A 22,998-nucleotide genomic window follows, 5' to 3' on the forward strand; every position below is an offset into this window, starting at 1 on the left:
ATTCGGACTTGGTTATTGGTATTTTTTTGGTATCTTCAACGGGCGGAGGTGCTCATGCCAAACTACCTGATTGGAATCGATGGCGGCGGAACAAGCTGCCGGGCGGCTGTGGCTGCGGGGGATGGCCGTATTCTCGGCCGCGGCAAGGCTGGTGCCGCCAATATCCTGACGGATCCCGAAACGGCGCTCGCCAATATCGCCGGCGCCGCGCGCGCTGCGTTCGAAGAGGCCGGCCTTGATCCCGCTGGTATAACGCAGGCGCGGGCGCTTGTCGGTGTCGCCGGACATAACGTCGGCGATGCGGTGCACTATGTGAAACGCCGCCTGCCGTTTGCCGCGGCCGACATCGAATCGGATGGCTTGATCGCCCTGCAGGGCGCGCTCGGCGACGAGGACGGCGCCGTTGCCATTCTGGGCACCGGCAGCATCTATATCCTGCGCCGGGGCGACGCGATCAGCTATGTCGGCGGCTGGGGCTTCACGATCGGCGACCATGGCAGCGGTGCACGCATCGGCCATGCCCTCTTGCAGGAAAGCCTGCTCGCCTTTGACGGCATTCACGAGGCTTCGCCGGTGACGGATAGCGTCATGGCCGAGTTCAGAAACGATCCGAGCAATGTCGTCGATTTCGCACGCCTGGCAAAGCCAGGCGAGTTCGGCCGTTATGCCCCGCGTGTGTTCGAAGCGGCGCAGCTAGGCGATCCGGTCGCCGTGCGCCTGTTGAAGACGGCGGCAATCACGGTCGACGAAGCGCTCGACGTCGTTGTCGCTCGGGGAGGGAGGAAGCTCTGCCTGCTCGGCGGTCTCGCGCCGCTCTACCGTCCATGGCTTGCAGAGCGCCACCAGCCGCTTTTCGTCGAAGCCGAGGCCGACGCCCTTACCGGCGCTGTGGCGCTCGCCGCACAGCGCTTCGGCTCCCGCAAGGAGGTTGGCGCATGACCGACCATCTCGCCGCCATTCTGCCGCTCGAAGGCCTGCAGGCGGGCGGCTCCGGCCCGCTCTATCTCAAGCTGCGCCAATCCCTCGAAGACGCGATCCAGTCGGGCAAGCTCAATCATGGCGACGCCCTGCCGCCGGAGCGCGATCTGGCGGACTACGCCAATATCAGCCGCGTTACCGTGCGCAAGGCGGTCGACGATCTCGTGCGCGACGGCTTGCTGGTGCGCCGCCACGGTTCCGGCACCTTCGTCGTCAAGCCGGTGTCCAAGGTGCAGCAATCGCTGTCGCGGCTGACCTCTTTTACCGAGGACATGGCGCGCCGTGGCTTGAACACCCATGCGCGCTGGCTCGAGCGCGGCCTGTATCATCCATCCCCGGACGAGATGATGGCGTTGGGCCTGCCGGCCGATGCACTGGTGGCAAGGCTCGGGCGTCTGCGTATCGCCGACGACATGCCGCTGGCGATTGAGCGCGCAAGCATCTCGGCCGAGTTCTTGCCGGATCCGCAGTCCGTCACGTCGTCGCTCTATACTGCGCTCGACAAGACCCGCTCGCGTCCGGTCCGAGCCGTGCAGCGCATCTCCGCCTGCAACATCAAGGATCCGGATGCCTCCATGCTCGGCGTCGCCGTGGGCTCTGCCGGCCTTTCCATCGAACGCGTCTCCTATCTCGCATCGGGACGTGTCGTCGAATTCACCCGCTCGCTCTACCGGGGCGACGCCTATGATTTTGTCGCGGAACTGACCCTGTCGGAATCCTGACCGACGGAACCGCCAAGAAAGGAACTGACTATGCAGACCAACATGCGCCGAGAAATCGACGAGATCCCCGAAGCGGCAGCCCGTCTTCTCGACCGTTCGTCCGAAGCCTTGAAGCAGGCCGGCGCAGCGCTCCGCGCCAAGGACCCGGCCTTCCTGGTGACGATCGCGCGCGGCTCCTCGGACCATGCGGCGCTGTTCCTGAAATATGCGATCGAGCTGCAGGCCGGTCGCCCGGTCGCCTCGCTCGGGCCGTCGCTGGCCTCGATCTATGGTGCCAAGCTCAAGCTCGGTGGCGCTGCGGCGATTGCCATTTCGCAATCGGGCAAGAGCCCCGACATCGTCGCGATGGCGCAGGCGGCAACCGATGCCGGTGCCGTATCGATCGCGCTCACCAACACTCTGCCCTCGCCGATCTCGAAGGCCTGCACCCATCCGCTCGACATTCTCGCCGGCCCGGAAATCGCCGTTGCCGCGACCAAGTCCTACGTCAACTCCATCGTCGCCGGCCTTGCCGTACTCGGCGAATGGACCGGCGACGCGGCGTTGCAGCGCGCCGTGGCCGATCTGCCGAACCAGTTCGCCAAGGCGGTGAAGCTTGACTGGCACGAGTTTGCCGCCGACCTCGGCGAGGCGGAATCGCTCTACGTGCTCGGCCGCGGTCCGGCACTGGCGATCGCCAGCGAAGCGGCGCTGAAGTTCAAGGAAACCTCCGGCATGCATGCCGAAGCCTATTCGGCAGCCGAAGTGTTGCACGGGCCGGTCGCGCTTGTCGGCGCCAAGTTCCCGGTGCTGACGCTTGCAGCGCGCGATGCGGCCGAAGGCTCCGTCGCCGAGATCGCCGACGGCATGGCCGAGAAGGGCGCCGTGGTGCACGTAACGTCGAGCCGCGCCGGCAAGGCAAAGCGCCTGCCGTTCGTCGAGACGGGACACCCGATCACCGACGCGCTGACGCTGATCCTGCCGTTCTACGGCTTCGTCGAAGCCTGGTCGCGCTCGCGCGGCCTCAACCCCGATGCACCGGCCAGCCTCAAGAAGGTAACGGAGACGAGATGACCGAGAAGAAGGCAATCATCGGCGCCCGCCTGTTCGATGGCATCGAATGGCACGATGGCGCCGCCCTCCTGATCGAGGCCGGCCGCGTCAAGGCCATCGTGGCTGCCGGTGATGTGCCGGCGGATGCCACGGTCATCGACACGCACGGTCTGCTGCTGGTGCCCGGCTTCATCGATCTGCAGGTCAATGGCGGCGGTGGCGCACTGCTCAACGCGCAGCCGACGCTGGACGGCATTCGCCAGATCTGTTCGGCCCATGCGACGTTCGGCACCACGGCGCTGTTGCCGACGCTGATCACCGATACGCGCGAAGTGCGCTCGGCAACGATCGCAGCCGGCCTCCAGGCGAAGGCGGCTGGCGTGCCGGGCTTTCTCGGCCTGCATCTGGAAGGCCCGCATCTCTCGGTCGCTCGCAAGGGCGCGCATGATCCGGCGCTGATCCGCCCGATGGATGATGCCGACCTCGCGGAGATGGTCGACTGTGCCAGGGCGCTCGGTGTACTCATGGTCACCGTCGCGCCGGAGAACGCCACGAAGGAACAGGTACGCGCGCTCGCCGATGCCGGCGCCGTCGTCAGCCTCGGCCATACGGATGTCGGCTATGAGACCGCGGTCTCCTACGCCAAGGCGGGGGCGAAGACGGTGACGCATCTCTTCAACGCCATGAGCGGCCTCGGTCATCGCGAGCCCGGCATCGTCGGCGCAGCGCTTGCGACCGGAACCTTGCATGCCGGCCTGATCGCCGACGGCTACCATGTCGATCCAGCCTCGATGGGTGTGGCGCTGCGCGCCAAGATGGGTCCCGGCCAGATCTTCCTGGTCACCGACGCGATGTCGCCGATCGGAACGGATATGACGAGCTTCGAGCTTAACGGCCGCGAGATCCTGCGTCACGGCGGCCGGTTGACGCTTGCAGACGGCACGCTTGCCGGCGCCGATATCGACATGCTGTCGTCGGTGCGTTTCGTGCACGAGAGGCTTGGGCTTCCGCTCGAGGAGGCGCTGCGTATGGCATCGGCCTATCCCGCCGACGCCATGGGCCTCTCCTCGCACAAGGGCCGCCTGCTGCCCGGTGCGGACGCCGACTTCGTGCTGCTGACGCCGGAGCTAGGCATGGGATCGACCTGGATCGGCGGCGAGAAAGTCTACGCCGCCTGATCGCATAGACAGGCAAAACCTGTGGCCCGACGATCAGAGAAGGTCGTCGGGCTTTTTCTTTGGTGCGGACCGAAAGAGCGGCGAAAGGGTCGGAGCGGAAACGGCCTACTGCGCCGAAAGGCGCGCCTTCATCGCCCGAACGGTTGCCACGTCCGTGCGACGCCGATCTTCGGCCACAAATCCCATGCTGACCAGTCGTGGATCGTGAGCCGGCTCACGGATCGAGCAGGACGAATGCACTTCGCTGACCGACAGGTTTTCAAGCAGCGCGTCTACGGTCTCAAGCGTCACGCCCGAGCCCGGCATGATCGAAAGACGCCCGGCGGCGAGCGCCACAAGCTCCGCAAGCTTTTCGATCGCCTGCGGCGCGCTTCTGGCGCCGCCGGATGTCAGGATCCGCTCGAAGCCGAGTTCGACTGCCATTTCGATCGCATCCTTGAAATCCGGCACCAGGTCGAAGGCGCGGTGCAGCGTGAGGCCAAGGCCCGCGGCGTGACCCGTCAGCTTTCGCAGCATCGTAGCATCCAGCTGGCCATCGGCGAGCGAAGCGCCAAGCACGACACCGGCAAGGCCGGCATCGCGCACCGCATCGATATCGCGACGCATCATGTCGAGATCGCCGGCACCGAAGACGAAGTCGCCCGGCCGCGGTCGGATCATCACATAGACGGGCACCCGGGGCGGACCGGCGAGCGCCATCAGCCCGGCCGTCGGCGTCAGCCCGCCGACGGAGAGCGCTGCGCAGAGCTCGATGCGGTCCGCTCCGCCTTCCACCGCCGCTGCAAGCCCGTCGGCGTCGTCGACGCAAACCTCAAGTCCAGTCACGCTCATGCTTTTTCTCCTCCAAGGCCAAGCAAAGCGGCGCCGATCAGCCCGGGCTCGACCTGACATTCGCCGCGCACGACCAGCGGCCGTTTGAACTGGCGCAGAATCCGGCTACGAACCGCCTTGTCGATCTCCTCCAACAACGGCTCGACATTGGAAAGCCCGCCGCCGACCGGCACGATGGTCGCGCCCGTCGTATTGATGACCACGGCGAGCGGCGAACTGACGAGATCGACAAGCACTTCGACGGTCCGTTTTGCCTCCGCGTCGCCTTTCAGCCATGCCTCGATGATCTCGTGGCTCGACAGCGTCTTGCCGTGAATGGTGTCGTGCAGGCGTTCGAGCCCGCGCGCGCCGCCGACGGTATCGACGCAGCGCCGCTGTCCGCAACCACAGGCATAGGCCGGAATGGCGATCGGTGGGTCTCCCGCTTCCGCCGCCAATGCGGGCCCGTGACCCCATTCGCCCGCAAAGCCGCCGTCGGCGTTGATCAACTCGCCGCCGACCACCAGCCCGCCGCCGACGCCGGTGCCGAGGATGGCCCCGAAGACGATGCGATGTCCGCGCCCGGCGCCAGCGCCAGCTTCTGCAAGCGCGAAACAGTCGGCATCATTGGCGATCTTGACCGGGAGATGCAGCTCGCGTTCGAGCTCGGCCACCAGCTCGCGGCCGTCGATGCAGGGGATGTTGGCGCATTTGATCCGGCGCGTCTCCGGGTCGATGACGCCGGTGATCGAGATCGCCACGCATTCCGGATGGCCACCGGCCTCGTCGAGCACCGATTCGAGCACCTGGACGAATTGGCGAAAATTGCTGAGAGGGGTCGTGCGGCGCGGCAGCGGAAAGATCCGGTCGCGCGAATGCACGATCGCGCCCTTGATCGCCGATCCGCCGATATCGAAACAGACGATCATGCTTCTCCCCGGATCACGGCCTCGGCGGCAAGGGCGATCGACAGCAGCCGGTCGTCGTGATGATGCGGCGCCGCCAGCTGCAGCCCGACGGGCATTTCCCCGGCACCGGTGCCGCAGGGGATCGAGATGCCGCAAAAATCGAGGAAATTGCCGATGAGCGTGTTGCGCAGCGTCCTGGCATTGGTCTTGAAGAACAGCTCGTCGTCGGCGAGCAGCAGCGCCACCGGCGGCGCGACGTGTGGCAATGTCGGGTGGACGATCAGTTCGCCCGGCTTCAGGCTTTCGACCGTTTCGTGGATCAGCTGGTCGCGGGCATCGAGAAGCGCGATGTAGTCGGGCATGGTGATCTTCTCGCCGAGCCGTGTGCGGGCGACGACGCGCGGATCGATGCGTTCGGCCTCGGGACCGGCCAGGCGCTCCCGGTGCAGCGCGTAAGCCTCGGCGGTGACGAGAGCGCCGTGGCGTGCCATCAGATCGAACACTGCCTTGAACGTCGGGAACGGGCGGCGCGTGACCGTGGCTCCGGCCTTTTCCAGCCGTTTGATCGCATCCTCGAAGGCTTCGACGACTTCGCTCTCGGCCTCGTCGAACACGATGGTTTCAGGAATGACGATCGAGAGGCCGGCGACCTCACCGCGGCGCACCACCGGTGCGGTCAATCCATGCATGGCGGCGTCGAGCCAGACCGCATCCTGCACCGTATGGCAGAGAGGCCCAAGCGAATCGAGGCTTTCGGCGAGCGGAAACACACCCTTCATCGAATAGCGGCCGCGTGTCGCCTTGTAGCCGACGATGCCGGTCATTGCCGCCGGGATGCGCACGGACCCGCCGGTGTCGGTGCCGATTGCCGCCGGCACGAGGCCGGCCGCGACTGCCGCCGCCGATCCCGACGAGGAGCCGCCCGGAATGCGCTCGACATCAGTCGACGCCGGATTGTGCGGCGTGCCGTAGTGCGGATTGATGCCGAGGCCGGAAAAAGCGAACTCGCTCATATTGGTTCGTCCGACGCTGACCATGCCGGAACCGGCAACAGCTGCGACCACTGCGGCGTCGCTGCCGGCGGGCGGAGTGTCGCGTAGAACCGCCGAGCCGGCGGTGGTCACGCTGTCCTTGACGTCGAAGAGGTCCTTCCAGGCGACGGGAAGACCGTCGAGCAGGCCGAGCGAACGGCCGGCCCGGATCCGGCTGGAGGCGGCCGCCGCCTCCTTCAGTGCGCGCTCGCGGGTGAGGCCGACGAAGATCGCCTGGTCGCCATGTGCTTCGATGCCGGCAAGCGTTTCCTCGGCAAGCGTGACCGGGTCGAGTTTGCCGTCCTGGACGAGGACCGAAAGCCCGGCGAGCGTTTTCTGTCTGGTCATAGTCTCCCCTTGTCCGCCTGCCATCGGTGGCGTTCGTCTATTCTGTCGACCTGTCAGGCCGCTGATTGAATGCGTGTTGCAATCGCTTGGGCGCGTTTCTTGCGCCGGCTGTTATCGTCTACATCACTTACCATATCGCTCCCGATGGCGTTTGCCATGGCTCGCCCGTCTTCGCCGCAGGAATTTTACCGAATGAAGGCGATGCCGATTGTCCTGCCTTGTCGATGCGACAGCTTCTGCCTACATGCCTCATCGAACCTGCCCGACACTGGAGACATGCGGATGATTTTGGACGCGGCGCGACTTTCCCTCGCCAATCTCTTTGCGCCGGAAACCCGCTCGGTATTCTGGAAAGTGCTCGCCCTGACGCTTCTCGCGCTCGCAGCACTCTGGTTCTGCCTGCGCGAACTCTTCATATGGCTGGCTTTGCCCTGGCTCGATGCCTTGATGCCCGGTACGCCCGCATGGGCCGGCTGGCTCACCTTCGTGCTCGGCATCTTCGCGAGCCTCGGTCTGGCACTGGCGCTGGCCCTGCTTCTGGCTCCGGTGACGGCGCTGATCGCCGGCCTGTTCCTCGATGATGTCGCCGAAGTGGTGGAAGCGCGCGACTATCCGAACGAGCCGGCGGGCAGGCCCCTGCCGCTTGGCGAGGCGATTGCCGGCTCCGCCAAGTTCCTTGGCGTCGTCATTCTCGGCAACATACTGGCACTGTTTCTGCTGCTCGTGCCCGGCGTCAACCTGATCGCCTTCTTCCTCGTCAACGGATACCTGCTCGGGCGGGAGTTCTTCGAATTTGCCGCCATGCGCTACCGGTCGCCGGCCGAGGCCAGGCTCTTCCGCGCCAAGCACCGCTCGACGGTGTTTCTGGCCGGGCTGATCCTTGCCGCCTTCCTTGCCGTGCCGCTGCTCAACCTGCTGACGCCGCTTTTTGCCGCCGGCATGATGGTGAATCTCCACAAGAGGCTGTCGGCAAGCGACCCGGGATTTTCGCTCGCGCGTGGATCTGCGGCCGGGGCCTGAGGCGCAATCTGCTTGACAGCGCACATTCGCTGGCCAATCTGCCGGCAAATCCACATGATGTCGTGCGCCCAGGTGGCGGAGACCGGACGGAGCAGCTGTAATGAACCATGCCGAAGACCGGATCACCCGTCTCGAAGAGACGGTGGCCCACCAGGCCAAGACGATCGAGGAGCTTTCCGATCAGCTCGCCGAGCAATGGAAGGTCGTCGAGCAGACGCGGGCCAAGCTCGACCGGCTGACGGAACGCTTTCTCAGCCTCGAGGAGCAATCGCTCGACGCGCCGCCGATCACCCGACCGCCGCACTACTGAGCCGCAATCTCATCGCAATTGACCAAGGGTAGAAAACAAAAAAGGCCGCCGTTCCTGCGAACGGCGGCCTTCTTCATATCAAGCGGAAGCCCTTAGTAGGGGCAGGCTTCGTCGCTCATGTAGTCGTGAACCTGGACCTTGCCGGCGATGATTTCGGCCTTCACCTTTTCGACCGCGTCGAGCATTTCCGGGGTGATCAGGGCCTTGTTGTTGTCGTCGAGCGCGTAGCCGACGCCATCTTCCTTGAGGCCGAGGTTGGAGATGCCGAACTCGAACTTGTCGTTCTTGGCAGCCGTGAAGGCTTCGTAGACGGCGACGTCGACGCGCTTCAGCATCGAGGTCAGAACCTTACCCGGCTGCAGGCCGTTCTGGTTGGAGTCGACGCCGATGCCGAGCTTGCCAGCGTCAGCCGCTGCCTGCAGGACGCCGACGCCGGTGCCGCCAGCTGCGTGGTAGACCACGTCCGAACCCTGGTCCATCTGCGACTTGGCGATTTCGCCGCCCTTGACCGGGTCGTTCCAGGCGTCAGGCGTCGTGCCGGTGTAGGCTTCGAGAACCTTGACGTCAGCGCCGGTCGACTTGGCGCCGCCGACATAGCCGCAGGCGAACTTGTGGATGAGCGGAACGTCCATGCCGCCGATGAAGCTGACGGTCTTCGACTTCGAAGCGAGACCGGCGAGCACGCCGACGAGGTAGGAGCCTTCCTGTTCCTTGAACACGATCGACTTCACGTTCGGCTTGTCGAGCACCATGTCGATGATCGCGAACTTGGTGTCGGGATATTCGGCGGCGATCTTTTCGAGCGGTGCGGCCCAGTTGAAGCCGGCCATGACGATCGGGTTGTTGCCGTCGCTGGCGAAGCGGCGGAGCGCCTGCTCGCGCTGTGCGTCGTTGGCGATTTCGAACTCGCGGTATTCGACGCCCGATTCAGTCTTGAATTTTTCGGCGCCGTTAAAGGCCGCTTCGTTGAACGATTTGTCGAACTTGCCGCCCAGATCGTAAATGATGGCCGGCTTGATGTCGGCGGCCAGAGCCGTCGCGGACATCATGGAAAAGGCAAAGAGACCGAGAATTGTTTTTTTCATCGTGCAGCCCTGTTGTCGCTATTGATCTTTATCGGGTCCTCCCGCGGGCCCCGAATGGAGCCTGTCTGCGGAACCCACCCCTCTCGCGGGGGCTAGGGTGGCGGCATCCTTGCACGGTCGCGGCAAAAAAACACTCAAAATTTTTCAGATGGTAAAAATGTCGGCCGGCATTCACAGGCATCGTTAAAATGCCGGTTCCCTTGACCTTTTAGGGTTCGAGGGGTGACGCCGTGCGCCGTGCGCCCGGTTTAAAAGTCCAACGCAGCTCGCGCAAAAGTAAGCGGCGGTCTTGCGACGGCAACCCGCCCAAATGAAAGCGGAAGCGCAGCAAGCGTATCCGGGGGATCGTGATGCGCCTTAGCCGCCGATCGGGCAGCTGACGCCGGTGCCGCGCAGGCCGCAATAACCATCAGGGTTCTTCGCCAGATACTGCTGGTGGTAATCCTCGGCAAAGTACAACGGGCCGGCCATTTCGATCTCGGTGGTAATCTTGCCGGTATGGCCGGACATTTTCAGCGCCGCCTGGAAGGCGTCGCGTGCGTCCTTCGCCGCTTTCAGCTGCGCATCGTCGTAGACATAGATGGCGGAGCGATAGGTCGTGCCGATGTCGTTGCCCTGACGCATGCCCTGGGTCGGGTCGTGCTGCTCGAAGAAGGTCTTGAGCAGGCGCGACAGGGCAACCACCTTCGGGTCGTAGACGACCAGAACCACTTCGGTGTGGCCGGTCAGCCCCGTGGTGGTTTCCTGATAGGTTGGGTTCGGCGTCAGCCCGCCGGAATAACCGGCCGCAGTGACGTAAACGCCAGGGATGTTCCACAAGAGCCGCTCGGCGCCCCAGAAGCAACCCATGCCGAGCAGGATCTTCTCTGTGCCTTCGGGGTAGGGGCCTTTCAGCGGGTGTCCCGAGACAAAATGATTGACGGCGGTCGCCATGGCGTCCTCGCGCCCGCGCAGCGCCGTCTCGGCGTCTGGCAGGATGGTCTTCTTGTTGAACATGTCGATCAGGAACATCGTGGAAACTCCATGTCGTCGACGCGGGTGGCTGCGCCCCGCGATGATCAGGCAGCGAAGCGGCCGGCGGCCGGTCGCTTTTTGTATCCGGCCATCCAAAGCAGGAGGGCGAGAAGGGCAAGCACCGCAAAGGCCGGCTGCGTCAACAGCCAGTGCAGCATCGAATGCCAGAAGGTTGGTCCGGTATCTGTGCGTTGCGCGAACTGCACCCAGCTGGCGGTGTCGGCGCCGAGGACTTCGAGATCGTCACCGAGCGACGTCGTCACCAACTCGGATGCGGCAACGGACTGGATGGCATCGACCGCACCGGCAAGGACGGCCCCAAGCAGCACCACAAAACTCGCCAGTCTCAGCACGAAGCGCATCGATCCCTTATTCTCCAAACGTTATCACGCCAGACCGAGGAAGCCCCCGCCTTTCGGCACCGGCTCGGCTTTCAGGGGGCAAAGCCGACGAGGTGGGCGAGCGTTGCAATCCGATATGGCGCAGCGTCCAGGCGGCCTCAGAAGGGAGGCGCCGAACAACTCTGCCGCAAGAGATAGGCCCGGTCGGCGACCAGCGCAATGGCAACCGCCGACTGCCAAGTTATACAAGATGTCAACAATCTGTCAGAAAGCAGTTGATCCCACGCAAATCATCGGTATATATCCCGCCCGTCCGCCGGTTCGCGCCGGATGACACGAAGGGCCGCGGCCCTTCCCATCCAGCCGCATGACCATCGGCTGTTGACGGATGGACAGGTGGCCGAGTGGTTGAAGGCGCACGCCTGGAACGCGTGTATACGTGAAAGCGTATCGAGGGTTCGAATCCCTCTCTGTCCGCCATTTCTTCATGTAAAATGTTGTTTTTCTGGGCTTCGTCTTTGCCGCCCATCATCTGGCGCATCACTTTGCGTTGAAGCTGGATGCTTCTCTGTCCGGGAGCTCCATGCGGCCATCTCGCGGTGGCTATGGCCGGATTGTCGTGGCGGCTGATCGGCTGCGCATCGTGGTTGAGGATGCCGTCTTTCGATAGGTATGGAGCCCCTGGCCCCAAGTGCGATGGGCACCGTAAAGCAATCCTATCGATATCAAGCCAGACGCCGAGGGTGCAAAGCAGCAAGATGCCCAGATTGGTGTCGAGCAAAGATGTGTCAGCACGAGAAAGCTTGTCATTACGTCGGAATGATTGCTACCCTCGCGTCCTGCACTCAAACAGAGCGAGGGACTGCAATCGGTGCAGGAACCGGCGCAATCGTCGCCGGAGTTGTGCGTGATAGCTGGGGTGATGCGGCTGTTGGTGCCGTGGCCGGTGGCATCATGGGCAACCTGATGGGTCGTTCCCGTGAGGGGGAAGGCTGTTGCATCTATCGTGACCGCTATGGGCGCCGCTTCGAAGCGCGCTGCCGATGACAGCAGCCCAACTTTCTCCGAACGCGTGGAGGGTGTCGATTTCCGGACCGGGCTCGGTGTACCCTGGAAGGTGACGACAAGGTTCAGAGTCTAGTCTCTGACGGATCTGCGGCGCGACGGGTGATACTGTACGTTGGGGTAAGAATTTACGACGAACTGGCACATAGCCGAATGAAGGCAAACTCATGGTCCAGCTATCGCATGCCCAGCAATCCGTCCAGTCAACGCCCGGCTCGCTGCGCCCGGATATGATCGCGGGCCTGACGGCAGCGGCAGTGGTGCTGCCGAAGGCAATGGCCTATGCGACCGTTGCCGGCCTTCCAGTCAGCGTCGGGCTCTACACCGCCTTCGTACCGATGATCGTCTACGCGCTCCTCGGCACCTCGCGCGTGCTCAGCGTCAGCTCGACGACCACCCTCGCGATCCTGACCGCAAGCCAGCTCGCGCTCGTCGTGCCTGGCGGTGAGCCGGATAAACTGCTCACGGCAACCGCGACACTGACGGCGCTGACAGGTCTGCTGCTGATCGCTGCGTCAGCCCTGCGTCTGGGGTTCGTGGCAAACTTCATTTCGTCGCCGGTCCTGACGGGTTTCAAGGCCGGGATCGGCCTGGTCATTGTGCTCGACCAGGTGCCCAAACTGTTCGGGCTGCATTTTACCAAGGAGGGGTTCTTCCGGGATATACTGAACCTCATCCACCATTTGCCCGAAACGTCGCTTGTCACACTCACGGTCGGCGCTACGGCACTGGTGCTCCTGCTGCTCCTGGAACGCCGCTGGCCACATTCCCCTGCTCCCCTTGCCATCGTCGCGGCGGGCATAGCCGTTTCGTGGTTGGCGGGCCTTGGCTCCGCAGGTGTTGCGACAGTGGGGCACATCCCCCAGGCCCTGCCGTCCCTGGTGCTGCCGGATGTCGACCTGATCCTCCAACTTGTTCCCGGCGCATGCGGCATCGCACTGATGAGTTTCACCGAGACGATCGCCGCGGGCCGGGCTTTTGCGGTCGCCGGCGAGCCGCCGATCCTGCCAAACCGCGAACTCGTGGCGACCGGCGCTGCCAATCTCGCTGGCGGGCTCTTTGGCGCGATGCCGGCCGGCGGCGGGACATCGCAGACGGCGGTGGTGCGCGCTGTCGGCGGGCGCACGCAGAAGGCCTCGTTGGTCACGGCGGCGGCCGCTGCGGCGACGATGCTCTTTCTTGCGCCACTACTCGGCCTTTTGCCGCAGGCCGTGCTCGCGGCAATCGTCATCGTCTACTCCGTTGGTCTCATAAGGCCTGCCGAATTTGCCTCGATCCGCAAGGTCCGCCGTATGGAGTTTCGCTGGGCGCTTGCCGCCTTCCTCGGCGTGCTCCTGTTCGGCACGCTCCAGGGCATCCTCGTTGCCATTACCCTTTCGCTCGTCGGTCTCTCCGGCCAGGCAGCCAACCCACGTGTCCACGTCGTTGGCCGTAAACGCGGCGAGGACCTCCTGCGGCCGCTTTCGACCGAGCATCCGGACGATGAAACATTCGAAGGCATGCTGATCCTGCGCCCGGAGGGACGGCTGTTCTTCGTCAACGCCCAGCAGGTCGGCGACCGTATTCGCGCGCTTGCCAGTGAGCAGAAGCCGCGTGTCCTGATGCTGGACCTCAGCCGCGTCGTCGACATCGAATACTCGGCGCTTCAAATGATCATCGACGGCGAGCGGAGCCTTGCGCGGGGGAACATCCAGCTCTGGCTCGCGGGCCTCAACCCGGATGTGCTCGCCTACATCAGGGCTTCGGGGTTTGCCGACCAGCTTGGACCGAACCGCATGTTTTCCAACACCCGCGCCGGGATCCGTCACCATCAGGATAGCCACGCGGCAGCGCCGTCACCGCCCGTTGAGGGTGCAGCAACCACCTGACCTTGCGCAAAGTGCCTGACATCAGGTTTTTGCTTTCGGTCTTCGTGTTTTCGGACTGCATCGCATGGAACGCTGCTGCCACGAGAGTATGTGTCTGCCTATCCGGCTGGGGAAAGCGCAGCGAACGTACTTCAAGGGCCTGAGAATAACACAACAATACACTAATCTCGTGCGCTCCATGGTCCCAGTTAAAACTTCAGATATAGTATTATTTTATTCCAAATAGCTCCTTGAAACGAGTGAAGAAGGGTGTATTCTCGCCAAAATAGCGATGAGCATTTAGTCAGATTTGGTTCCCGATTTCCGAGTATTTGGGGGAAGCTCTATGGTTGACTGGTTCGTAAGCACGCTTCGCACTTATCCTGAAATTGCAATATTTCTCTCATTGGCGCTCGGATACTACTTCGGGTCGTTCACGTACAAAGGCCTTGGCCTTGGCGCGGTCACAGCGACGCTGATTGCGGCCGTCATCATCGGGCAGCTTGGCATCACCATATCGCCCCCGCTCAAGGCCACGTTCTTTCTGATGTTCCTGTTTGCGATCGGCTACGGCGTCGGGCCGCAATTCGTGCGTGGCATTGCCAAGGATGGCCTGCCGCAGGCGTTGTTCGCCGCGGTCGTCTGCGTCTTCTGCCTTGGGGCCCCCTATATCGCCGCCAAGATAGCCGGCTATGATGTCGGTTCGGCACTGGGACTTTACGCCGGCTCGCAGACCATCTCCGCCTCCATGGGGCTGGGGACGGACGCCATCAATCGTCTTGGTCTGGCACCGGAAGAAACCAAGCGTCTGCTGGATGCGATGCCGGTCGCCTATGCCGTCACCTATATTTTCGGCACGATCGGATCGGCGATCGTGCTGGCCCTGATTGGTCCGGCGCTGATGGGTATCGATCTGGAGGCGGAATGCAAACGCTACGAGGCGGAGCAGGGCGGCAAGAAGGAAGTGGGCGGGGCCGGGACCGCCTGGCACCATTACGAGTTGCGTGCCTACCGCGTGCGGGAGGGCGGGCCGGTCGTCGGCAAGACGGCGCATGAAGCCGAATCCATGATCCCGGAGCAGCGGATCTTCATTGAACGTATTCGCCGCGGCGGAAAGATCGAGGATGCGACGGCAAACACGGTGATCCAGGCGGGCGACGTCGTTGCCGTGGCCGGCCGGCGTGAAGTGCTGGTCAGCCTGATCGGGCACGCGGCCGAGGAAGTGGACGACCGCGAATTGCTGGCCGTGCCGGTCGAAGGGGTCGATGTCCTTGTCACGACCAAGGAAGCGAACGGCAAGACGCTGGCGGAACTGGCGCAATGGCCAACGTCTCGTGGCGTGTTCCTGCGCCGGATCGCCCGGGGTGCCACGGCGACGGAAATTCCGATCCTGCCGAACACGCAAATCCACCGCGGCGATATCCTGACGATCGTCGGGCGGACGCAGGATACCGCGGCTGCCGCCAAGGCTTTGGGCGTGGCCGACCGGGCGACCGACGTTGCCGACGTCGCCTTCATCGGGGCTGCGATTGCCATCGGTGCCCTGATCGGTGCGCTGGTGTATAAGGTCGGGGATGTGCCGTTTACGCTCTCCACCTCAGGGGGCGCGCTGATCTCCGGGCTGTTTTTCGGCTGGCTGCGCTCCGTTCGGCCGAAGTTCGGGCGCATACCGACATCGACGGTCTGGTTCATGAATTCCGTCGGCCTCAATGTCTTCATCGCCGTGGTCGGCATTTCGTCGGGCCCAGGCTTTGTTGCCGGCTTGCAGCAGCTTGGTTTCAGCCTGTTCCTTTGGGGCATATTCGCAACGACCGTGCCGTTGGTGCTGGCCATGTATGTCGGGAAATATGTGTTCCGGTTCCACCCCGCCATTCTCCTGGGGTGCTGCTCGGGCGCGCGCACGACGACCGCCTCGCTCGGCATGATCAATGATCGGGCCAAGAGCCAGATCCCCGGGCTCGGTTATACCGTGACCTATGCCGTCGGCAACACCCTGCTGACGATTTGGGGCATGGTGCTTGTGATGATGATGACCTAGGGCGTTCCCCGGAAAATTGCGAAGCAGCTCTTCGTCAGGAAGTGCGTAAAAACAAAGAGATAGAGCGTTGCTCCTGTCCGTGTTGTTTCGCAACGCTCGAGCGGCCTGTTCCGGCCGTTCCACACCATCTTTCGAAGCGCGGACCGGCAGCACAAGGTCCGATTTTCAAAGTGCATCAATCGCGTATTGCGACCAGAATTGTAGCTGCCGCTGAATGAGGACCTCGGACCGGTGGCAGCGGGCAGCCCATTCGAAACAGAGTTGGGAGCACGTCATGCCAGACGAGACCGCACATGTAGATCAGTTTCTGCTCATCCATTCGGCGCGCGCCGATAATTGGCGAGAAATCACGACGCTGGCCGACGCCTGGGCCGCCAACCGCGGCGAACGGGCAGCACTGGAGAGGGCGATTGCAGCTGTGGCGCCGGCGGAGGAGTACCACGCCTATCCGGGTGGGCGATTGCTGTCGGCGATGGCAGAACGCATCGCCACCAACGATGCCGGCGGGGCGGCAAAACTTGCGCGGCGCATCTCCAACGGACTGCTTACCCATTCCTACCGTGGGCGCCCAGGCGAGTGGGACGTCCACGACGAGATGTCGGCGACCGAAGTGGTCGATATCATGCCGCCCGGAACCGGTGAGCCCGGCGGTCGTCGGCCCTATTTCGAAGTCCTCTACGTCAACAGCCAGCCGGCCGCCCGATGGGATGCCTTCGCAGCGGAGATCCGCAGGCTGCGCCGGCCGGAGGATGGTTTCATCTACGAGCCTGTTCTGGTGGGCTCGTTCGAGGATGCCTTCTGCGCGGCCGCGCTGAACCCCGATATCATAGCCGTCGTTCTCGCCGAGGGATTTCCCTACCGCTCGCGCCACGACGCGCCGGTGCTTCGCTCGGTGCTCGATCCGCTTGGGGAGGCCGAGGGTCCGGATATGTCGGCGCTGCGCCTGGCGCGCGGCTTGAAGCAGATCCGGCCGGAACTCGACGTCTATCTTCTGTCTGACCGCCAGGTCGAAAAGATTGCCGGAGACCCGACGGCCGATGCCGTCAGGCGCGTGTTCTACGCGGTTGAGGAGCCGCTGGAACTGCACCTCGCCATCCTTGAAGGCGTGCAGGCGCGCTATGAGACCCCCTTCTTCGACAATCTGAAGAAATATGCGCGGCGGCCGATCGGCACATTCCATGCCCTGCCGATTGCCCGCGGCAAATCCGTCTTCAAGTCGGACTGGATCCGCGACATGGGGGAATTCTATGGCCTCAACCTGTTCCTGGCGGAAAGCAGTGCGACCACGGGGGGTCTCGACAGCCTGTTGGAGCCAACCGGCACCATCAAGCGCTCCCAGGAGCTGGCGGCCCGTGCCTTCGGCGCCGACCACGTCTTCTTCGTCACCAATGGTACGTCCACCTCCAACAAGATGGCCGTGCAGGCGCTTCTGGCGCCAGGCGACATCGCGGTGGTCGACCGCAATTGCCACAAGTCGCACCACTACGGCATGGTGCTGACAGGCGCACAACCCTATTACGTCGAAGCGTTCCCGATGACGGAGTATTCGATGTATGGCGCCGTGCCGCTTGCCACCATCAAGCGCGCGTTGCTGGCGCTGAGGGCGGAAGGCCGCCTCGACCGCTTGAAACTGCTCGACCTCACCAACTGCACGTTCGACGGCCATATGTACAATGTCCGGCGGGTCATGGAGGAATGCCTCGCGATCAAACCCGACCTGATCTTTCTCTGGGACGAGGCTTGGTCCGGATTTGCCCGGTTTTCCCCCTTCCTGCGCCCGCGCACAGCCATGGGGGCGGCGGCCGACATCGAGGACTGGCTGCGCGATCCGGCCTCGGTCGAGGCCTATGAAAAGCAGCGCGCCGATCTCGGCAAGGATCCTTCGGACAAAGCCCTGCTCGCCGCACGTCTGATCCCCGATCCTCGTCTTGTCCGTCTGCGGGTCTACCAGACCAACTCCACGCACAAATCCATGTCTGCAATCCGGCAGGGCTCGATGCTGCTGGTCAAGGATGTCGATTTCCACACTGTCGAGGCGCAGTTCCACGAGGCGGTTTTCACCCATGCCTCGACCAGCCCGAACCAGCAGCTGATCGCCAGCCTCGACGTCGCGCGCCGGCAGATGGAGCTCGACGGTTACGGCCTGGTGATGAATGCGATCGAGATTGCGCTGAAGATCCGCCGCGCAATCAACGAGCATCCGCTGATCTCGAAATACTTCCACGTCCTTGGCGCCGATCAGATGATCCCGGCCGAATATCGGCAGTCAGGCTTCAAGGATTACCTGGCACCTGGTTCCACCTGGGCAACCGCCGTCAAGGCGATGAAGGAGGACGAGTTCTATCTCGATCCCACGCGCATGACGCTGGTGTGCGGCACGGCCGGTTTCGACGGAACGCAGTTCAAGGGGCTGCTGGCGAACGAGTACGATATCCAGCTGAACAAGACCTCGCGCAACAGCGTGCTGCTGCAGTCCAACATCAACAACACCCGCAGCGATATCGCGCATCTGATCCGTGTGCTGGTCGAGATCTGCCACGGTATCGAGAAGCGCCTGGCCGACGGCGGGGAAGAAGAGCGGACGTCCTTCGCCGCGCGGGTCAAGTCGTTGATGACCGACGTGCCTGACCTTCCCAACTTCAGTCACTTCCACGAGGTGTACCGCAGCGATGCAGGCCGCACGACGCCGGAGGGCGATATGCGCGCCGCCTTCTTCCACGCCTATGACGCGTCCGTGTGCGAGTACGTGCCTCTTATCGGCGCCGAATGCGACAAGAGGCTGAAGCAGGGGCCGGAAATGGTCTCGGCCAACTTCGTCATTCCTTATCCGCCCGGATTTCCGATCATGGTGCCGGGCCAGGTGCTGACGCAGGAGACGATCGACTTCATGCGCAAGCTCGATGTGAAAGAGATCCATGGTTACGAGAAGGCGCGCGGACTGAAGCTGGTGAAGCCCGACGCCGTCGCCGCCAAGGCGAAGCGTCCGTCAAAGGCAAAGTAGCGCCGGGATGCGGGCGGCGCTCGATCGCTTCGACGTGGTTATACGCATGGTGATGCCTGCGCTTCCTTTGGACTGGCGCACGTAGTCGATTCAGGGAGGCGGGGCGACCGAGGCGGCGTTCGTCGCGAAGGTTCGCTCCGTCGTCTCGGTTTTGCAGGAGCGTTGGCGGTGGGAGCGAACGCAACATAGCCTTTGATCTGGGCGAGGGGGGACCAGTCTGGACATGATTTGGGTCGAGCAATTTCTGATCAAATATCCCGAGCTTGCGGTATTCCTTGCGATCAGCATCGGATATCTGATCGGTGGCCTCAAGGTCGGTGGCTTCAGCCTCGGGCCGGTGACCGGCTCGCTGTTTGCGGGCATCCTGATCGGACAGTTCGCGGATGTCCCGATTGCCGGCATGGCGAAATCGTTCCTGTTCCTCCTGTTCCTCTTCGGCATCGGCTACTCGGTCGGGCCACAATTCCTGCAGGCACTGAAGCGGGACGGCATGAAACCCGTCCTGCTTGCCGTCGTCGTTTGTGTCACCGGCCTGCTCACGGCTGTCGTCGTTGCCAAATTCCTGGGCCTGGATCCGGGCTTTGCAGCAGGCCTCCTGTCCGGTTCCCTGACCGAAAGCCCGGCGATGGGTACCGCAACGGAAGCGATCAATGCCCTGCCGCTGGCCGAGGCGGATCGCACGCGGTTCGTGGCGCACATCGCCGTGGCTGACGCTGTCTGCTACGTCTTCGGTGCGGTTGGCGTCATTCTTTTCTGCAGCGTCATAGGCCCCCGGCTGCTTGGCATCGATCTCGTTGCCGAGGCGCTGAAGCTGGAGAAGGAGTATGGCATTACCCGCAAGGCGGCTGGTGTCTCGTCCGCCTGGCACAGGTTCGAGATTCGCGCTTATCAGATCGCGGATGGCGCACCGGTTGCCGGGCAGTCGATCGCCACCGCCGAGGCGGCATTTCCCGAACACAGGCTTTTCATTCAGCGCCTGCGCCGGGGCGGCACGATCATCGAAGCGGCCCCGGATGTGGTGATCAAGCCCGGTGACATTGTGGCTGTCTCCGGGACGAGAGAGGCGCTGGTCAGTGTACTTGGGCCGCGCGCCGAAGAGATCGAGGATCGTGAACTGCTCGATGTCCCGGTATCGATCTGCGATGTGCTGCTGACAAGCCCCGACCTCAAGGGGCGAAGCATCGCCGATCTCGCCAAGGAAAGCTGGACCCGCAGCCTTTATCTGCGCTCCCTCACGCGTGGGGGCCAGGATATTCCCATTGCGCCGGGGATCACGGTCGAACGCGGCGATATCCTGCGCCTGGTGGGGCCGGAGGCCGTCGTGTCGAGCTCCGTTGAGCGCGTTGGCGTCGTGGTCGCCCCGCCGGCGGCGACAGACTTCCTGGTCCTCGGTCTTGCGATTTTCCTTGGCGGGCTCGTCGGCGTTCTCGTCACGTTTCCCATTGGTGACATGCGGATTTCGCTGAGCACCAGCGTGGGCACGCTGCTCGCCGGTTTGGTCGTGGGTCACCTGCGCACGCGCTTCCCGCTCTTCGGCCGGATACCGGACGCCGCAGTCTCGCTCATGACGTCGCTTGGACTGGCCGCCTTCGTCGCGATGACCGGTCTTCATGCCGGACCTGTGTTTGCCTCGGCAATCGCCGAGGCGGGCATCGGGCTTCTGTTCGGCGGCATGATCGTCACCATGGCTCCAATGATCGTGGGCCTTTACTTCGGGCGCTACGTGCTTGGGATGAACCCGATCCTGCTGCTGGGCGGGCTCGCGGGGGCGCAGACGATGACAGCCGGGATGGCAGCCGTTCAGGACAGATCCGGCAGCACCGTTGCAGTCCTTGGCTACACGCCTGCGGTCCCTATCGGCCATATCCTGCTCACGACGTGGGGAACTGTGATCGTCGGTATTGTTGCGTGATGAAAAACCGCAGGCTCAATCGATCGGGGCAACACTTCTGCACGGCTAGATTTCGCAACAGACTTAAACAGTAAAAAGGAAAATACTGGCTGCGAATCGACAATGCTACCCACCAATGATCTGAAAGGTGCCTTTGATGCGACAGACCTTATACATTGTTCCGCCCGCACTTCTCATCGTTGCACTGACAACCGCGGGGACCGTGGCGGCGCAAGAGCCGGCAAAGCCGGCAGCGCAGCCCACGGAGACCAGCAAGGCGCCGGAACATTGGATCCCCAAGCTGCGGCTGGGCGACGACAATGCCTACTTCGAATTCTACGGCCAGATCAACAAGGGCCTGCTGATCTACGATGACGGCGGACAAACGAACAATTATTTTCCGGTCGACAACGGCAACTCGTCCTCGCGCGCGGGATTCCGGATCTACAGCCTCATGGAAAAGGGCTGGTCATTCGGTGCCAATCTCGAATGGGAATGGAACCCCTACTCGACGACCAACGTGAACCAGCTGAACGAGGATCACTTCGATTGGGGAACCGACCTGCTGCGCAAGGCGGAAATTTACCTCGACTCGAAGGACTACGGCAAATTCTGGTTTGGTCAGGGCAGTATGGCGTCGGATGCGACCGCCGAGGTCGATCTGTCCGGGACCACCGTGGTCGGTTATTCGCTTGTCTCGGATATGGCCGGTGGGCCGTTCTTCCGCAACGATGACGGCACGCTCTCGACGGTCCACGTCAAGGATGCGTTCACCAACTTTGACGGCCTCAGCCGCAAGCTGCGCGTCCGCTACGACACCCCTTCGTTTGGTGGCTTCAGCTTTGCGACGTCTGTCGGCACGCAGGTCGTGCCGGAAACAACCGACGTCACGGTGTGGGATATGGCAGTTCGATACGACGAGACCTACGATGCCTTCAAGGTCGGTGCTGCAATTGCCTTTTCCAGGCCGGGGGACGGCAACTCGATCTACGACGCGTCCGTTTCCGTCCTGCATCTGGATACCGGTCTCAGCCTCACCCTTGCGGCGGCCCTTTCCGACAAGGAAACGGTCGATGGGCACTATGGCTATGTGAAGGTCGGTTATCAGGCTGATATTTTCGAGGTCGGCAAGACGGCGTTTTCGGTTGATGCCTATTTCGGCAAGGACATTGCGGGACGGGGTAGCAAGAGCGATTCCTACGGGGCGCAGGTGGTCCAGAATCTCGACTATCTGCAGACCGAACTCTACCTCGGTGCCCGGACGTACTCCCTGGAGCAGGAGACTGCAAATCTCCAGGATAGCTTCGCTGTTCTTGGAGGAGCCAGGATCAAGTTCTGAAGCCATGCCGGCGGCAGCTGCCGGCCATGCCGCCCGCTCATCGCGCATTCGTTCGTTTCGACTTCTTTGGTGGGCGATGTGCGTGCGTGCGGTCGGGCGCGGTTATGTGGACACGTTCAACGCGCTGAAGGAAAAGTAACACGGGAAGAGTTCGAATATCCGATCCCTTATGGGGAGGCCGAAGAGATGCTTACGCATGCTTTGGGCGTGATCGAGAAAACGCGATACGAAATTGAGTTCCAAGGCGCATACTGGGAAATCGACGTCATTACCGGCGCATATCTCGGGCTGGTGACGGCGGAAATCGAGCTTGCGGACCCCGACGATGAGCCTTCGATGCCGCCTTGGCTCGGGCCGGAGATAACCGGGAACCCGCTTTGTTCGAACCGCGGTCTGGCCCTTGAAGCGGGCCGACCGGGCTGAGGCTTCGCAAGGCAGGGTGAGGCGGCATAGCCGTGTCGGTCCTTCGATGATCCCGAAGGTTGAATTTCGTCTCAAGTCAGGAAATGGAGCCAATAACATGGAAAAGAAAGAGATCGATCCCAACGCGGCGCCGATCAGTGCCAAGGATCTGCGCATGCAGATGCTGCAACGCGAAATGGATGAAATGGACAAGGAACGCAAGCTGCGGTCAATTGAGGAGCAGAAGCTCTCCAAGTTCACCGACGAGTTCCTTCATGATCACGTAACGCCTGAGGAAATCGCTGTCGTGCGTCGGCTGGTCACAAATGCCGTGCGTGACGGAAAGTTGGAGGCGCTGGTCTACAGTTTCCCTTCGGACCTCTGCTCGGATCGTGGTCGTGCCATCAATAGCGCTGACAAGGACTGGCCCCAAACGCTTCAAGGCAAGGCCAAGGAATTCTTCGAGCGCTACCAGCAGTTCGGCAAACCTCAGGGCTATAAATTGAAGGCGATGATCATCAACTTCCCAGGCGGGGTCCCTGGAGATGTTGGATTTTTCCTGAACTGGGCGCCCGACGATATCAAATAGCCAGCCAGGCGGAGGACAGCGAAGCGGCGGTGCGCACTGCCGCTTAGAC

At 62.9% G+C, this 22,998-nt stretch carries 20 protein-coding genes and 1 tRNA gene; 15 read left to right on the forward strand and 6 right to left on the reverse strand.

Annotation, left to right across the window (positions count from 1 at the left end; genetic code table 11):
- Window positions 1–54 precede the first annotated feature (54 nt).
- From AC07UR_RS00390 to nagA, 4 genes are read left to right on the forward strand one after another with little or no spacing between them, the layout of a single operon-like run.
- Window positions 55–939, forward strand: a complete 885-nt coding sequence (locus AC07UR_RS00390) for a glucosamine kinase nucleotide-binding domain-containing protein (protein WP_209788294.1) — start codon at window positions 55–57, stop codon at window positions 937–939.
- Entirely contained in the window at window positions 936–1,700 is a 765-nt protein-coding gene (locus AC07UR_RS00395; RefSeq protein WP_173418589.1) for a GntR family transcriptional regulator, read from the forward strand. Before AC07UR_RS00390 ends, AC07UR_RS00395 begins: the two co-directional genes overlap by 4 nt.
- A gap of 30 nt (window positions 1,701–1,730) precedes the next feature.
- Window positions 1,731–2,753 (forward strand): SIS domain-containing protein, encoded by a 1,023-nt coding sequence (locus AC07UR_RS00400; protein WP_173418590.1) that lies wholly within the window; start codon window positions 1,731–1,733, stop codon window positions 2,751–2,753.
- Entirely contained in the window at window positions 2,750–3,910 is a 1,161-nt protein-coding gene (gene nagA / locus AC07UR_RS00405) for an N-acetylglucosamine-6-phosphate deacetylase (RefSeq protein WP_209788291.1), read from the forward strand. The genes AC07UR_RS00400 and nagA overlap by 4 nt, the downstream gene beginning before the upstream one ends.
- A gap of 105 nt (window positions 3,911–4,015) precedes the next feature.
- Here nagA and AC07UR_RS00410 read toward each other — a convergent pair whose 3' ends face one another.
- From AC07UR_RS00410 to AC07UR_RS00420, 3 genes are read right to left on the reverse strand one after another with little or no spacing between them, the layout of a single operon-like run.
- Window positions 4,016–4,741, reverse strand: coding sequence for a copper homeostasis protein CutC (locus AC07UR_RS00410; RefSeq protein ID WP_209788288.1), 726 nt, complete (start codon window positions 4,739–4,741; stop codon window positions 4,016–4,018).
- Window positions 4,738–5,649 carry an ROK family protein gene (locus tag AC07UR_RS00415; protein WP_209788285.1) on the reverse strand — a complete coding sequence of 304 codons (912 nt, stop codon included), beginning with the start codon at window positions 5,647–5,649 and terminating at the stop codon, window positions 4,738–4,740. The genes AC07UR_RS00410 and AC07UR_RS00415 overlap by 4 nt, the downstream gene beginning before the upstream one ends.
- A complete protein-coding gene (locus AC07UR_RS00420) occupies window positions 5,646–7,007 on the reverse strand; it encodes an amidase (protein WP_209788282.1) in 1,362 nt (453 codons plus the stop codon). Before AC07UR_RS00420 ends, AC07UR_RS00415 begins: the two co-directional genes overlap by 4 nt.
- 282 nt (window positions 7,008–7,289) lie before the next feature.
- Between AC07UR_RS00420 and AC07UR_RS00425 the strand changes: the two genes are divergently transcribed.
- Window positions 7,290–8,027 carry a sulfate transporter family protein gene (locus tag AC07UR_RS00425; RefSeq protein ID WP_209788279.1) on the forward strand — a complete coding sequence of 246 codons (738 nt, stop codon included), beginning with the start codon at window positions 7,290–7,292 and terminating at the stop codon, window positions 8,025–8,027.
- Between the two features lie 100 nt (window positions 8,028–8,127).
- Complete coding sequence (locus tag AC07UR_RS00430) at window positions 8,128–8,337, forward strand: SlyX family protein (RefSeq protein ID WP_173418596.1); 210 nt, start codon at window positions 8,128–8,130, stop codon at window positions 8,335–8,337.
- 92 nt (window positions 8,338–8,429) lie between these two features.
- On the opposite strand, the gene AC07UR_RS00435 is transcribed toward AC07UR_RS00430, so the two are convergent.
- The 3 genes from AC07UR_RS00435 to AC07UR_RS00445 form a co-directional block, all read right to left on the reverse strand.
- On the reverse strand, window positions 8,430–9,422 hold the full coding sequence (locus AC07UR_RS00435; protein ID WP_112809329.1) for a BMP family lipoprotein: 993 nt from the start codon (window positions 9,420–9,422) through the stop codon (window positions 8,430–8,432).
- 357 nt (window positions 9,423–9,779) lie between these two features.
- Window positions 9,780–10,433 (reverse strand): peptide-methionine (S)-S-oxide reductase MsrA, encoded by a 654-nt coding sequence (msrA, locus tag AC07UR_RS00440; RefSeq protein WP_173418597.1) that lies wholly within the window; start codon window positions 10,431–10,433, stop codon window positions 9,780–9,782.
- Window positions 10,434–10,480: 47 nt separating this feature from the next.
- Window positions 10,481–10,798, reverse strand: coding sequence for a hypothetical protein (locus AC07UR_RS00445; RefSeq protein ID WP_173418598.1), 318 nt, complete (start codon window positions 10,796–10,798; stop codon window positions 10,481–10,483).
- A gap of 369 nt (window positions 10,799–11,167) precedes the next feature.
- Here AC07UR_RS00445 and AC07UR_RS00450 point away from each other — a divergent pair.
- The 9 genes from AC07UR_RS00450 (at window position 11,168) to AC07UR_RS00490 (ending at window position 22,949) form a co-directional block, all read left to right on the forward strand.
- A tRNA-Ser gene (locus AC07UR_RS00450) sits at window positions 11,168–11,257 on the forward strand.
- Between the two features lie 339 nt (window positions 11,258–11,596).
- Window positions 11,597–11,824: a YMGG-like glycine zipper-containing protein gene (locus AC07UR_RS00455; protein WP_412728338.1), complete on the forward strand. Its 228-nt coding sequence runs from the start codon at window positions 11,597–11,599 to the stop codon at window positions 11,822–11,824.
- A gap of 185 nt (window positions 11,825–12,009) precedes the next feature.
- Window positions 12,010–13,710 carry a SulP family inorganic anion transporter gene (locus AC07UR_RS00460; RefSeq protein ID WP_209788273.1) on the forward strand — a complete coding sequence of 567 codons (1,701 nt, stop codon included), beginning with the start codon at window positions 12,010–12,012 and terminating at the stop codon, window positions 13,708–13,710.
- Window positions 13,711–14,035: 325 nt separating this feature from the next.
- The gene (aspT, locus tag AC07UR_RS00465) at window positions 14,036–15,727 is read left to right on the forward strand and encodes an aspartate-alanine antiporter (protein ID WP_173418601.1); all 1,692 of its coding nucleotides are present in this window, start codon (window positions 14,036–14,038) and stop codon (window positions 15,725–15,727) included.
- Window positions 15,728–16,001: 274 nt separating this feature from the next.
- The gene (locus AC07UR_RS00470) at window positions 16,002–18,728 is read left to right on the forward strand and encodes an aminotransferase class I/II-fold pyridoxal phosphate-dependent enzyme (protein WP_209788270.1); all 2,727 of its coding nucleotides are present in this window, start codon (window positions 16,002–16,004) and stop codon (window positions 18,726–18,728) included.
- 223 nt (window positions 18,729–18,951) lie between these two features.
- Window positions 18,952–20,640 (forward strand): aspartate-alanine antiporter, encoded by a 1,689-nt coding sequence (gene aspT / locus AC07UR_RS00475; RefSeq protein ID WP_173418603.1) that lies wholly within the window; start codon window positions 18,952–18,954, stop codon window positions 20,638–20,640.
- 136 nt (window positions 20,641–20,776) lie between these two features.
- Window positions 20,777–21,958 carry a porin gene (locus AC07UR_RS00480; protein WP_173418604.1) on the forward strand — a complete coding sequence of 394 codons (1,182 nt, stop codon included), beginning with the start codon at window positions 20,777–20,779 and terminating at the stop codon, window positions 21,956–21,958.
- A 69-nt stretch (window positions 21,959–22,027) separates the two neighbouring features.
- Complete coding sequence (locus AC07UR_RS00485) at window positions 22,028–22,381, forward strand: CYTH domain-containing protein (RefSeq protein ID WP_209788267.1); 354 nt, start codon at window positions 22,028–22,030, stop codon at window positions 22,379–22,381.
- 97 nt (window positions 22,382–22,478) lie between these two features.
- On the forward strand, window positions 22,479–22,949 hold the full coding sequence (locus tag AC07UR_RS00490) for a histidine kinase (protein ID WP_173418607.1): 471 nt from the start codon (window positions 22,479–22,481) through the stop codon (window positions 22,947–22,949).
- Window positions 22,950–22,998 lie beyond the last annotated feature (49 nt).

This window comes from Ensifer sp. GW821-FHT05G01 (assembly GCF_059419585.1).